Raw genomic sequence first — 12,819 nt, 5'->3', positions numbered from 1 at the left:
AATTACATTTAAAAATACAAAAAACGAGGCAGAAAATAAAGTTTTTCTGCCTCGTTTTTATGATAATAATTATAAAATGACTTTTTCAGTGCCCTCATCTTTCGACTGGTGTTTTTGAAAATAAGTGCTGTTATTGTATTGGATTTCCTAGCCCTGATAGAAGTGAAAATCCTTTTTCTAGACGCTTTCAGGGTTTTGAACCCTGAGAGCGTTGAAAAAGATTGTAACGGATAGCAGGAAATAGCTCCTCCCTTCTCCCAAAATTTCGGGATGCGCTCAGGGTAAAATCCTAACCTACAAATACCTTTATTCCAATTCTGGCAATAACACCACTCCCATATTGAATAAGGTAAAGGCCTGAATATCGACGTTTTCCTGAATGGTTGCTGCTACCGATTTTCCTGCACCATGTCCTGCATTGATGTCAATACGAATTAGGACTGGATTTGTTCCTGTTTGTTTTTGTTGTAATTCGGCTGCAAATTTAAAACTGTGTGCTGGCACTACTCTATCATCGTGATCGCCCGTTGTAACCATCGTAGCGGGATATTGTATTCCTTTTTGAATGTTGTGTACGGGAGAATACCCTTTAATATACGCAAACATTTCCTTGCTGTCTTGTGCTGTTCCGTAGTCATACGCCCACCCTGCTCCTGCAGTAAAAGTGTGGTAACGCAACATGTCCATCACTCCTACCGCCGGCAAAGCGACTTTCATCAACTCTGGACGCTGTGTCATGGTGGCACCTACAAGCAATCCTCCGTTAGAACCACCACGAATAGCAAGGTATTGAGGAGAGGTATAATTTTGAGCGATCAAATATTCAGCTGCTGCGATGAAATCATCAAATACGTTTTGTTTCTGCATTTTGGTTCCCGCATCATGCCATTTTTTCCCATATTCGCCACCGCCGCGTAAATTTGGAACGGCATAAACGCCTCCATTTTCCATCCAAACGGCATTAGCAATACTGAAACTTGGTGTTAAACTCACGTTGAAACCTCCGTAACCGTATAGCATCGTTGGATTTGTTCCGTCGAGTTTCAATCCTTTTTTATGGGTGATAATCATTGGGATTTTGGTTCCATCTTTGGAAGTATAAAACACTTGTTTGGACTCGTATAAATCGCTATTGAAATCTACTTTTGGTTTTTGATATACTGCAGAAATTCCTGTTGAAGGCTCATAGGAGAACGTAGAACCTGGAGTGATGTAATTTGTGAAAGAATAATACAAGGTTTTCTCTTTTTTCTTTCCGCCAAAACCACCGGCAGTACCCACGCCTGGCAATTGGATTTCGCGAACCAGTTTCCCAGAATAATCGTATTGTTTCACCACTGAAACGGCATCTTTCATATAATTCGCAAAGAAATATCCGCCACCTGTTGATGGAGACAAAACGTTCTCTGTTTCTGCGATGAAATCTTTCCAGTTTTCTGGTTTTGGATTGTTGACATCAACAGTAACGATGCGTTTGTTGGGCGCATTCCAATCGGTTTCTATGAATAATTTAACTCCCTCATTTTCAATAATACTGTTATCGCTTTTGAAATTATCCACAATAGTTACAATAGGACTGTTTGGCTTTGTCAAATCCTTGATATACAGTTCGTTTCCATAGGTAGAATTTGCTGCTGTGATCACTAGAAAACGATCATCCTCTGTAACTCCGCCCCCAACATAACGTCGTTTTTGATCGGCACCAAAAATAATTTGATCTACTTTTTGTGCGGTTCCTAACTTGTGAAAATACAATTTGTGTTGATCTGTTTTTGCTGATAACTCGCTTCCTTTTGGTTTGTCATAACTGGAGTAATAGAATCCTTCATTTCCTTTCCAAGAAACGCCGCTGAATTTTACATCGACGATGGTGTCTTCCATAATTTTTTGAGAAACGGCATCCATAATAATGACTTTTCTCCAGTCGCTTCCGCCTTCTGAAATGGAGTAGGCCACTTTAGAGCCGTCTTTAGAAAAGTTTAATCCGCCAAGCGACGTCGTTCCATCTTTAGAGAACGTATTGGGATCGAGGAAAACAGTTTCCGTTCCTTTAGCATCTTTTCGATACAACACCGATTGGTTTTGCAAACCGTTATTTTTGTAATAATAGGTAAAATCGCCCTCTGTGAAAGGAGCCCCTATTTTTTCATAATTCCACAGTTTTTCCATTCTTGCTTTTAGCAAATCCCGAAATGGAATCTGAGCTAAATAGTCATACGTCACTTCGTTTTGCGCTTTTACCCATGCACCCGTTTCAGCAGATTTGTCATCTTCAAGCCAGCGGTAGGGATCTGGAAGTTTCGTGTCGAAATACACATCAACGGTTTCGCCTTTACTGGTCGTGGGATACGTTAGCGTTTTCGGTTTTTGGTTTTGGCCAAAAGTTGCCAGTGCAGATGATACAGCCATTATTAAAAAAGTTTTTTTCATTAGATTCTGTTTTAGGTTGTTACAAAAATAGGGAATTAGTTAGTTTAGTAGTAGTGGGGATGTCTTCAATAAAACCAAAAAAAGCGCTACTCTTTCGAATGGCGCTTTTTAGAATGGTTGACAAAGAATTGAAGTTCTTATTTAACCTGAACAGGATATGTAATTTGCGCATCTGTTGCTCCACCTGCATTTGTAATAGAACCGGATGAAACTCCATCAGCACTTTTAAGCGGTTCGTGTCTTAAGATTACTACTATATTTCCAGTTGCTGCTGCTGTCCCAGTTTTTAAGGTAAAAGCTAATCCAATAGGTTTATTGTTACTATCTGCATCTGCATAAGTAAATGTTCCTATTGCTGCTGGAGCCTGAAAGAAAAGCTGATGCTCTACACCTTCTGCCTTTATTTCATCTGTGATATTATCAACTGGCGTCACGGCTTCGTTTAAGAAACGCACTGTTCCTGTATACGTTGTGTTCACTATTAAATCTCCTGAAACAGTAACTACCGGAGTATTTGGTCCGTCTCCGTCCAGATCTCTAGAAGTCAAGGTAATGATTTGATTCCCTGCAGTCAAAGTAGTTGTAACTGTTGTAATTACTTCCTCCTCATTTACTGCAATAGGATCATCATTATTACAAGAAGAAAATGTTACTAATGCTATTAATGTTACTGCTAAAATTTTTGAATTTTTCATTTTTTTGTTTTTACTTTTTAATAATTGAATTTTAATTGAATTTGAAAGTTTCTACCCATTTCATCAGCAAAAAAACGTTGCCTATTGAGGTAGTCCCTGTAATTAGTGTTTAAAATATTCTGAACAGAAAATGCGATTGTTGTATTAGATTTACCGAAAGTCTTGAATTTCATCTCCGAATAGAAATGCAACAACTGATAGGCTGGCGGCGGAGTACTAATGTCTACTAGAACCTCAGTCAATTCATTATTCACAATAATATTGGTTATGAAATTGTTATCTGGAAACTGATTTTGACGCATTATCATTTCGCTTTTTAATTCGAGTTTGAGATCATTCCACTCCGTTTTTGCAAATTGAATTTTGTTACTCAGATTTAATGGTGGAATATCAATCAAGAATTCGTTGTTAGTCAAATCTCTCCCATTTACATAAGCCAAAGCAAAATCATGCTGCCATTGATTGTTTATTTTCCAATGTGTTTGCACGTCAACTCCTGCTAACCTTGCATTAGTTTGCTGGTATTCCCAAACTGGAAACGAACCACGATTGTTTTTTTCAAAACCAACAGGCCGTAAGAACATGAAATTGCGAATGCTGTTTATAAAAGGATTAACCTCAACTGAGAAAGCTGTCCATTTTTTTTGCAAGGTGGTCGATAATTTTACCGCTTGTTCTTTGTCTAAAGCTATATCACCGAGCTCGATGACCCCAGTTGAATGATGCAAACCGTCACTAAAAAACTCGGACGGATTTGGGTTTCTGGTTGCCAAACTAACATTAGTGTACCAATATAAGTCTTGACCAAATTCCTTGTGAAATCCTGTACTAGCTGAAATATTATGAAAAGTAAAACTAGGCTTTGCCAACCATTGATTGCCTTGTTCGCCCACAATAAAATCAGCAAATTCAGAGTTATAGCCTCTTTCATCCCATCTGGATTTAAAGTAAAACTTAGTGGCTTGTACTTGTGAAAAATCATATCGTAATCCAGCATCTACAGAAAAACTATCTGAAATATCATAGTTTACAATACCATACGTACCAAATTCTATTCTATCGAAATTAGGAATCAATGGTCTTATTTCTGTAGCTGGATTTGCAAAATTGTTTTGAAAAGAGCCATTAAATCCAGACTTTAAAGACCAATCATGCACCGTTTTTTTATAATCTATATTTATGGCATGAGTGGTTAACGCCAAGTCTAAGGCAGCTAGGTTATTAAAATTTCCTCTACGAACGTCAAACTCGAGACGCTTATTAAACTGAAAAGAATACTGTACCGCCAATGACGCTGTTTGATCAGAATAATAGTTGTAATTCAGTTTTGCTAAATGATGTTGCACTTTTTGTTTAGGATTATTTATGTCATACGTGAAATCATAGACAGCCCAAGGAACTTTATTCTTAATAGCATTGTATAAATCATTGACATTACCTATGTGCGAAGCACTCAAAATTCCAATAGTGGTATTGTAGAAACTGTAATATCCAGAGACATCATATTTTTTTCCAGTAAATTTTATATCGCCAGAAAAATTAGCTTCCCGATTCCCTGAATTAGACAACACATAATCAGGAGCTTCTCTATCGCCTGAATACTTGAATGTTCCTAGTGCGTTCCAACTCCATCCTTTGTCGTTTCCTTTGTGCAAACTAGAACTGATAGAACCGCCTCTTCCATTTGACGCTAGATTCAGGATTGTTTTCCCAAAAAGCGTGTCTCTTTTTACAGAAATAGGCTCGATCACAATTAATCCACCTACCGCGTCACCACCGTATTGCAACCCAGACGCTCCTTTGATAACCGTAATTTTGCCCGCTGCGTTTACATCAAAATTAGGCGCATGCTCCGTTCCCCATTGCTGATCTTCTAAACGGACATTGTTATTGATGACCGGAATTCTACTTCCAAACAAACCGTTGATAACCGGCTTTACCACAGAACTTCCTGTTTTCATACTAGAAACACCTGCAATTTCCTTCAAAATATCACCAAGGGTTTGATTACTGAACTTCTCAATCGTTTCCGTTTTAATCTTTTGTTCTAAAAGAGATTTGTTCAGCGTATTGGCTTTTTGTCTGATGATCACCTCCTGCAACTGTGCAGCATTTTCCTTTAAGGCAAAGTTCAAAACTTGGTCACCCGCTAAATTTACTAAGGTATCAATAGCCTGAAAACCAATAAAAGACACATATACTTTTACGTTCCCTTTTGGCAATCTTTTTATAAGATAGTTACCCGAAACATCTGAGGATACTGTTTTTGTCCCAATGTGTACATGACTTCCTGAAAGAGGTAATCCTTGCTGAGTAGTAATTTTTCCACTAACTGTATTTTGCGAAAAACCAATGGTGCAAAACAAACAGAAGCAGAAAAAAATATAGATTTTTGTTTGCATTTTCTTTGTTCAAAATAGATAAACATGTGAATCATTTCCAAGATTTGAAAATGATATATTGTTTTAAAAAACTATTTAGACTGCTGGTGGAGCACGAAGCGCAAAAAGGCTTCCTTTAAAGAATTGCGTGATTTCTTTGGAATCAAAATCAGCGTTGTTTGGGTATAATTCTAATGATTTTAATTCAAAAGTAGGAAAAACTAAAAATGTAAAGCTGCCTAATTTATAAGCACAGATTCCACAAAAATCAAAATTGTGATGCTGATGCGTTATTTCTGCAGTAGAATTTTTCTCATGAACGCATTGAATTTCAGAAAGTTGTTTTGCTATATGCTCGTATTTATGCACCGACTGAAACAGCATCGAAAGCAATACTGTCAGCGTTAGAACGATACTAAATATAGAAAATTTCTTTTTCATCTTTGGCAAATATAGCGATACTGAAATAAAAATCCATTTGTTTTTACAAAATATGCATTTCATAAAAACAAATGGATTTAAAAAAATTATGCCCAAAAACCAAATTCTAGTTTCTTAAAGAGCAGCAAAATAAGGCTGTTTTCAACCCCAAAAGCACTACGCCAATCCCTTTGCAATCAAATATTCAGCAATTTGTATGGTGTTTGTCGCCGCTCCTTTTCTTAAGTTATCCGCTACAATCCACATATTCAAGGTATTTTCTTGGCTTTCATCCCGACGAATTCTACCTACAAAAACAGCATCTTTTCCTTGTGCATACATTGGCATTGGATACGTATAGGTGTCGTTATTGTCCTGAACTACCACACCATCAGTATGATGCAAAATATTCCTTACCTCATCTACGTCAAAATCATTCGAGAATTCTACGTTTACCGCTTCACTATGTCCGCCTACAATGGGCACACGAACCGCAGTCGCGGTCACAGCAATGGTATTGTCGCTCAATATTTTTTTAGTTTCACGAACCAGTTTCATCTCTTCCTTAGTGTATCCATTTTCTTCGAAAGAATCACATTGTGGAATCGCATTTCTATGAATTGGGTATTTATAAGCCATTTCTCCTGCAACACCTGCGTATTCATTTTCCAATTGTTGCACTGCTTTTACACCTGTTCCAGTAATGGATTGGTAGGTGGAAACAATGACACGTTTGATATTGTATTTTTTGTGCAAAGGAGCCAAAACCAGTACCATTTGGATCGTAGAACAGTTTGGATTTGCAATGATTTTATCTTCTTTTGTTAATTCGCTTGCATTGATTTCTGGCACAATTAATTTTTTAGTTGGATCCATTCTCCAAGCTGATGAGTTATCAATAACCGTTGTTCCTGCTGCTGCAAACTTTGGAGCCCATTCTAATGAAGTTTCCCCGCCTGCAGAGAACAAAGCAATATCTGCTTTCATATCTACTGCTGTTTGCAAACTCACAACCGTAAGCATATCTCCGTTGTAATCTATTTGCTTGCCAACAGATCTTTCTGATGCAACAAGAATCAATTCGTCATTTTTACCAATGAAATTTCTTTCTGCTAAAACTTTCAACATTACTTCGCCGACCATTCCGGTAGCACCAACAACTGCTATTTTCATAGTATATTTTTAGTATTGAATATTAAATTTGAATCACAAAAGTAACTAATATTGAAATTAAAACAATCAGCTTCACAAAAAATAACAAAATGTTATATTTATAACGTTTAGTAAAAAAATGAAAATCAGGAGTGAAATTTTTTCAAGGAATTATTTCTTTTTTAATTTTAAAATCTTGTTAAATACCGTTTTATATAGCTTTTGGAACCATTAAGAAATTAAGAAAATTAAGTTTTAAAGTGCCTCTTACTGCATCTTAATTTCTAAATGGTAAAAAACCGCTACTGTTTTAAATAAACTTTTAAAAAAAACCGCCTCAATTAAGAAGCGGTTTAGTCCTGAAACACATTCAGGATAAATTAGAATATATAATGTCACGGCAATTACTTTTTCAATAAATCTCTAATCTGAGTCAACAACTCTTCTTGTGTTGGTCCAGCAACTGCAGCAACCACAACCACTTCTTTTTTCTTCGCTTTTTCAGCAGCTCTTAAAACCACAAAAATGAAGAAAGCAATAATCACGAAATTAATAATGGCTTGTACCAGATTTCCATAAGTGATCACTGCCGCCCCTGCTGCTTTTGCTGCAGGTAAATCAGCATAACTATTACCGTCTAAAGTGATGAATTTCTGGGTAAAATCGATTCCACCAGTTATCAAACCTACAATTGGCATAATGATGTCATCCACAGCGGATCCAACAATTTTACCAAATGCACCCGCTATAACAACTGCTGTTGCCAAACTTAAAACGTCTCCTTTCATTAAAGAAGCTTTAAAATCACTGAAAAATTTCATAATTTTCATTTTTGCTTATCCCTATTTTCATTACTTATTCGCTAAAATAAATAAAAAATTAACATTTGTGTCTTTTATACTGAAAAAACAATGCTAGCGAAAGAACACCCGTTTCACCCGTTGTGATATACTAGTAAGAATTTCATACGATATGGTGTTTAATTTTTGAGCCATATATGCCACAGTGGGGCTTTGACCAAAAACTATTACCGCATCGCCCTCTTTACAATCTATTCCAGTAACATCTACCATAAGCATGTCCATACATATACTTCCTAGAATACTTGCTTTCTCATTTTTGATGGTTACAAATCCTACGCCATTTCCCCAGCCTCTGGAAATCCCATCAGCATATCCAATAGGAATTGTAGCTACTTTTGTTGGCTTTTCAGCCATAAACTTCCTTCCATAACCCACACTTTCTCTTGCAGCAATAGTTCTTATTTGCGAGATAACGGATTTCAATGTACCTACATCTTCCAATTGTTTTTGTTCTTCGGGATCATTTGAAATTCCGTAAAGACCAATTCCCAATCGAACCATATCGTACTGTGATTCCTGAAAATTGCTAATACCCGAGGTATTCAAAATGTGTCGCAAAGGTTTGATGTATAATTCAGACATCAATCTAGAAGACAATTTTTCAAATAAAGCAATTTGTGAATGTGCAAAATCCATGTGTTCGAGAGCATCACTCGTCGCCAAATGTGACAAAATACTTTTTATTTGAACTGTATTATTTCCTTTGAGCGTTGCGATAAGCTCTTCTATAGTATTTTCTTCAAAGCCTAAGCGATGCATTCCCGTATCAAATTTAATATGAATTGGAAACTGCTCTAAGTTTTTTTGTTTCGCTATTTTCAAAAAAGCATGCAACCCTTTCAAGCAGTAAATCTCCGGCTCTAACTGGTGTTGAATAATGGCTGCAAAACTGGTATTCTCTGGATTGAGAACCATAATAGGTACATTTACACCGCCGTTTTTTAACGAAATTCCTTCATCGGCGAAAGCCACTCCTAAATAATCTACTTTATGATGTTGCAGCAATTTGGCAATCTCTAGTCCGCCGTTTCCATATCCAAAAGCCTTCACCATAACCATAATTTTGACCTTTGGCTTGAGCTTTGATTTAAAAAAGTTCAAGTTATAACTGATGGCATTCAGGTTAATTTCCAGAACAGTTTCATGGGTTTTCTCTTCCAGTAAATAAACGATTTCTTCAAACTGGAAAGATCGCGCTCCTTTTATCAAAATAGTTTCATTACTGAAATCCAAGTTTTCAAAATCAGCAATAAATGCAGCAGTATTTTTAAAAGTGATACAGTTCGTAAATTTATCTTTGAACTCCGAAATTGTTTCTCCAATGCCAATAACGCGATCCATTTTATTCGAGACAATTAACTGAGAAACTTTAGTATACAATTCGTCCTTAGACAAGCCACTTTGAAAAATATCAGATAAAATAATTGTTTTCTTTTCATACTGCTTTTGACTTTCAAGAAAATCCAATGCAATCTTTAGTGATTGAAAATCGGAGCTGTAACTATCATCGATAATACTACAATTATTGATTCCGTTCTTGACTTTTAGACGCATTTCGACTGGATACAATAGTTGCATTCTGTTTTGAATGGTACTAATATCGTATTTAAAATACAATAATACCATCAGACACGAGCTTGCATTTTCTACTGATGCCGCATCTTGAAACGGAATTTTTACATCAAAATTTTCTTCTCCGAATTGAACATTCAAAATAGTATCGTCCAAAACCCTATTTTTAACAATAAAAACATCTGCCTCTTTGCTGACAAAACTCCAGGTAAATGCCTTAGTTTTTGGAAAAACAAAAGAATCCACCCTGTTATCGATTTGGTAAATGATGACCTTCGAATTTTTAAAAAGCGACATTTTCTCCTTTATTTTCTCTTCCACATTTAAAAAACCTTGGTCATGTGCTGAACCTATATTGGTAAGAACTCCAACGGTAGGTTTGATAATTTCCTCTAATTTGGCCATTTCTGAACTAGTTGAAATACCTGCTTCGAAAATCCCTAAATTGTGTTTCTCATTGATTGCAATAACAGATAAGGGAACTCCAATTTGGGAATTATAACTTTTTGGACTCCGAATAACATTATAATCAGGACTTAATAAAAAATTTAGCCATTCCTTTACTATTGTTTTGCCGTTACTTCCTGTAAGTCCAATGATAGGAAATTCGAAAAAATCGCGGTAGTTTGCTGCAAATTGCTGCAAGGCTACTAAGGTATCGTCGACAACATAAAAATTAGCTTTGGTCTCACAGCCATTTGGAATGTGCGTCACAACAAAATTGCGAACACCAGTCACCATTAGATCCTGGATATAAAGGTGTGCATCAGTATTGGCTCCTATTAAGGCAAAAAATAAGGTTTGAGGACCATTTTGCAAAGACCGACTGTCAATCGAAACAGCGTCTAAGTCTCTGTTTTCTTGGTTTCCTAGGAATGTTGCAGGAATTTTTTGGATGCTATTTAGGATTTTCTGGCTCATGAAATTAGAAGTGATTGAGGTAAATTTCTTTTCTGGAAAGCAAGCGATTTACCGTTTATGCGTTTATAAAACTTCCTCAAAAATACCACTTCTTTTCAAAACGAAGGGTTAGATATACTTTAAATGTAAGCCATCTCGTTTATTTTTGAAAAAGAAACAGTCGCAATAGCTCTACTAATTTTAGCAGATTACTTATATTTGTTTTTAGCTAAAAATGAGTCCTTTTGAAAAAAATTCTACCATCGTTTTCTTATATTTTCCATCCGATATTTATACCGGCAATTGCCACGCTGTTTTATCTTTTTTATAATGATGCTGATTTTGTTACTCATGAAAAAATATTTGTTCTTTTTCAAGTTGTCATCGTCACAGTATTCATTCCCATCCTAGCATTTTTACTATTGCGAGCAACAGGAAACATAGATTCTGTAATGATTTCAAAAATATCACAACGCAAAATCCCATTGATCATTCACTGTTTTTTGATTATTTTACTGGTGCGCAAGAGCATCACCATTGATCGATATACCGAATTGCATTTTTTTTTATTGGGAGGACTTTTAAGCACTTTGTTAGCCTTGATTCTATTATTTGCTAATATTAAGGCGAGTCTTCACCTGATTGCTATTAGTTCTTTGACCGTTTTTGTTATTGGCTTAAGCCTGCATCTTCGTGTTCAGAGTATATTCACGATTACAATTTTAATTCTCCTCAACGGTTTCATAGCCTCTTCCCGGTTAGAAATGAAAGCGCACACCTATAAAGAACTGGTTATAGGTTTTTGTCTGGGTGCTATCCCACAACTGCTTTTATTGGTTTTGTGGTTATAAAATGTAGAAAATAATTCCAAAATTTAAGGACTTCATGTTAATGGATTCGCCATTTACCTTAGCCGATTGAAACAATGGATTCAAACCATAGTACAAATAAAGATTTATCGTGTTGTATCCTGATGAAACATACGCTCCATACTGAAATTTATTAAAATCTTTATTTCCAGTAACTTCGACTTTACCCGCATTGCTATCAAAAATAGACTTGTCATACAACAAATAACTGAACTTTATTCCGGTATAAATTCTCCAGAATTTATGACTTTCATAAGTCGAGGTTCGCCACCTGAATTCAATAGGAACATCAATAGAAAGCATGGAAAACTTATTTTTCTTATACTTTGTTTCCTGATCGATAAGGGCATAAAACGGGGTTTCGGCTGTTGAAGAAATAGCCAAGTTCTGATTGTGATTCATGTAAGTAAAACCTATGCCGGAAGCAACAGCTATGGTTCTTTTCTTATTGATAGGCATGTCTCTTAAAAATCCTCCTGAAAATCCTGAAGAAAATTTACTTTGCGACAATCCTTCTGGCTTATCCGTAAGTGTATTGTAGGTTATGGCAAAATAAAACTGATCTTCTCGGTACAAGGAATCAATTTTCAAAACAAGTGTATCTTGAGTTATTGTGTTTTCTTGAGAGAAAACAGGAGCAACTAAAAGCAGCAGAAAACAACTAAGAAAAATTCGCATATTTTGATTGATTTAAATTGCTATATGATTGTTTCAAACACGGTCCAATTCTAATTCTCATTATAACTCTACAAATATAGGATTTTGATAGTTTGGTACGATAAAATGCGATAAATAATACCTTTTTTAAATCTAAAACAGACAAAACCTTGCTGAAATTCATGAAATATGTTTGTTATGTGCAGCGTATTGGAAGAGGAATAATTCCGTTGATCCCAAAGAAAGGGCTTTTAACAAGGAAATTAATGTTTGGCATTGCATTCCTACTCCTCGAAGTCTTCATCAGCAACGCTGAAGGAAGTCTCCCAACTTCGTACTCATTCCAAAAATCAACAAACACAAGTATTTATTTATTTAAAAAAAACGATTATAATGATCTCAATCCTGTTCGTTTTGGTATTATCGAGAAAGCATCCCATTATATTTATTCTAATGCCAGTAATTATGTACTTTAGCGCCTTATAAGTTCGGAGTGATATTTTGACTTTAAATAATTTTACCACATATAAGAAATATTGAGTTTGATGAAGTTGGAATGAAATATTGGAATAGGTGCGAAGGCGGAGACATTCGCACAGCAGTAGTAAGAATCACTATTTTGTTATAAGGAACACTTCGCAGAGCGGGGGTTAAATTAAAAAATTAATGAAAATGAATAAACTAAGTAATTTGAATGTTCAAACAAAAATATTTGTTATTATAATGATTGTAAGTATCATTTATGCAGTATTTTATTTGTATAAAAATTTTAATGTAATAGAGATTATGCTGCGACCTATTCGCGATGCAACTTTTTTAGAAACTTAAGATAGTTTTTTAAGTTTTCATTTCTATTTTCTAGGCTAAAATCGGAAATAAC

11 protein-coding genes are annotated in these 12,819 nt (G+C 35.6%); 3 read left to right on the top strand and 8 right to left on the bottom strand.

The window, feature by feature from the left end:
- Positions 1-306 precede the first annotated feature (306 nt).
- The 7 genes from BUC11_RS15740 to BUC11_RS15710 all read right to left on the bottom strand — a co-directional run bounded on the left by BUC11_RS15740 (position 307) and on the right by BUC11_RS15710 (position 10,434).
- Positions 307-2,409 (bottom strand): prolyl oligopeptidase family serine peptidase, encoded by a 2,103-nt coding sequence (locus BUC11_RS15740; RefSeq protein WP_394332915.1) that lies wholly within the window; start codon positions 2,407-2,409, stop codon positions 307-309.
- A 158-nt stretch (positions 2,410-2,567) separates the two neighbouring features.
- The gene (locus BUC11_RS15735) at positions 2,568-3,125 is read right to left on the bottom strand and encodes a type 1 periplasmic binding fold superfamily protein (protein WP_073355604.1); all 558 of its coding nucleotides are present in this window, start codon (positions 3,123-3,125) and stop codon (positions 2,568-2,570) included.
- A 17-nt stretch (positions 3,126-3,142) separates the two neighbouring features.
- Positions 3,143-5,527: a TonB-dependent receptor gene (locus tag BUC11_RS15730; protein WP_073355602.1), complete on the bottom strand. Its 2,385-nt coding sequence runs from the start codon at positions 5,525-5,527 to the stop codon at positions 3,143-3,145.
- 75 nt (positions 5,528-5,602) lie between these two features.
- The gene (locus BUC11_RS15725) at positions 5,603-5,947 is read right to left on the bottom strand and encodes a hypothetical protein (RefSeq protein ID WP_073355600.1); all 345 of its coding nucleotides are present in this window, start codon (positions 5,945-5,947) and stop codon (positions 5,603-5,605) included.
- Positions 5,948-6,103: 156 nt separating this feature from the next.
- Positions 6,104-7,099: an aspartate-semialdehyde dehydrogenase gene (locus BUC11_RS15720; protein WP_073355599.1), complete on the bottom strand. Its 996-nt coding sequence runs from the start codon at positions 7,097-7,099 to the stop codon at positions 6,104-6,106.
- Positions 7,100-7,482: 383 nt separating this feature from the next.
- Positions 7,483-7,899: a large conductance mechanosensitive channel protein MscL gene (gene mscL / locus BUC11_RS15715; RefSeq protein WP_066079616.1), complete on the bottom strand. Its 417-nt coding sequence runs from the start codon at positions 7,897-7,899 to the stop codon at positions 7,483-7,485.
- A 93-nt stretch (positions 7,900-7,992) separates the two neighbouring features.
- The gene (locus BUC11_RS15710; RefSeq protein ID WP_073355597.1) at positions 7,993-10,434 is read right to left on the bottom strand and encodes a bifunctional UDP-N-acetylmuramoyl-tripeptide:D-alanyl-D-alanine ligase/alanine racemase; all 2,442 of its coding nucleotides are present in this window, start codon (positions 10,432-10,434) and stop codon (positions 7,993-7,995) included.
- A 224-nt stretch (positions 10,435-10,658) separates the two neighbouring features.
- Between BUC11_RS15710 and BUC11_RS15705 the strand changes: the two genes are divergently transcribed.
- On the top strand, positions 10,659-11,264 hold the full coding sequence (locus tag BUC11_RS15705) for a hypothetical protein (RefSeq protein ID WP_073355596.1): 606 nt from the start codon (positions 10,659-10,661) through the stop codon (positions 11,262-11,264).
- Here the strand turns inward: BUC11_RS15705 and BUC11_RS15700 are convergent.
- A complete protein-coding gene (locus tag BUC11_RS15700; protein WP_073355594.1) occupies positions 11,259-11,960 on the bottom strand; it encodes a porin family protein in 702 nt (233 codons plus the stop codon). The genes BUC11_RS15705 and BUC11_RS15700 overlap by 6 nt on opposite strands.
- 161 nt (positions 11,961-12,121) lie before the next feature.
- Here BUC11_RS15700 and BUC11_RS15695 point away from each other — a divergent pair, with 161 nt between their 5' ends.
- Both BUC11_RS15695 and BUC11_RS17035 read left to right on the top strand, forming a co-directional pair.
- Complete coding sequence (locus tag BUC11_RS15695) at positions 12,122-12,415, top strand: hypothetical protein (RefSeq protein WP_073355593.1); 294 nt, start codon at positions 12,122-12,124, stop codon at positions 12,413-12,415.
- A 196-nt stretch (positions 12,416-12,611) separates the two neighbouring features.
- Complete coding sequence (locus tag BUC11_RS17035; protein ID WP_175547768.1) at positions 12,612-12,767, top strand: hypothetical protein; 156 nt, start codon at positions 12,612-12,614, stop codon at positions 12,765-12,767.
- The last annotated feature ends 52 nt before the right edge of the window (positions 12,768-12,819 follow it).

The sequence above is a fragment of the Flavobacterium xanthum genome (genome assembly GCF_900142695.1).
Taxonomy (GTDB): domain Bacteria; phylum Bacteroidota; class Bacteroidia; order Flavobacteriales; family Flavobacteriaceae; genus Flavobacterium; species Flavobacterium xanthum.
The sequence above is the reverse complement of the archived record's forward strand: the minus strand, read 5'-3'. Positions and strand labels throughout refer to the sequence as shown.

What these genes read in the sequence shown, in the direction of transcription:
- mscL (WP_066079616.1), bottom strand. Translation starts at nt 7,899, where the DNA reads ATGAAATTTTTCAGTGATTTTAAAGCTTCTTTAATGAAAGGAGACGTT.
- BUC11_RS15720 (WP_073355599.1), bottom strand. Translation starts at nt 7,099, where the DNA reads ATGAAAATAGCAGTTGTTGGTGCTACCGGAATGGTCGGCGAAGTAATG.
- BUC11_RS15700 (WP_073355594.1), bottom strand. Translation starts at nt 11,960, where the DNA reads ATGCGAATTTTTCTTAGTTGTTTTCTGCTGCTTTTAGTTGCTCCTGTT.
- BUC11_RS15710 (WP_073355597.1), bottom strand. Translation starts at nt 10,434, where the DNA reads ATGAGCCAGAAAATCCTAAATAGCATCCAAAAAATTCCTGCAACATTC.
- BUC11_RS15730 (WP_073355602.1), bottom strand. Translation starts at nt 5,527, where the DNA reads ATGCAAACAAAAATCTATATTTTTTTCTGCTTCTGTTTGTTTTGCACC.
- BUC11_RS15735 (WP_073355604.1), bottom strand. Translation starts at nt 3,125, where the DNA reads ATGAAAAATTCAAAAATTTTAGCAGTAACATTAATAGCATTAGTAACA.
- BUC11_RS15740 (WP_394332915.1), bottom strand. Translation starts at nt 2,409, where the DNA reads ATGGCTGTATCATCTGCACTGGCAACTTTTGGCCAAAACCAAAAACCG.
- BUC11_RS17035 (WP_175547768.1), top strand. Translation starts at nt 12,612, where the DNA reads ATGAATAAACTAAGTAATTTGAATGTTCAAACAAAAATATTTGTTATT.
- BUC11_RS15725 (WP_073355600.1), bottom strand. Translation starts at nt 5,947, where the DNA reads ATGAAAAAGAAATTTTCTATATTTAGTATCGTTCTAACGCTGACAGTA.
- BUC11_RS15695 (WP_073355593.1), top strand. Translation starts at nt 12,122, where the DNA reads ATGAAATATGTTTGTTATGTGCAGCGTATTGGAAGAGGAATAATTCCG.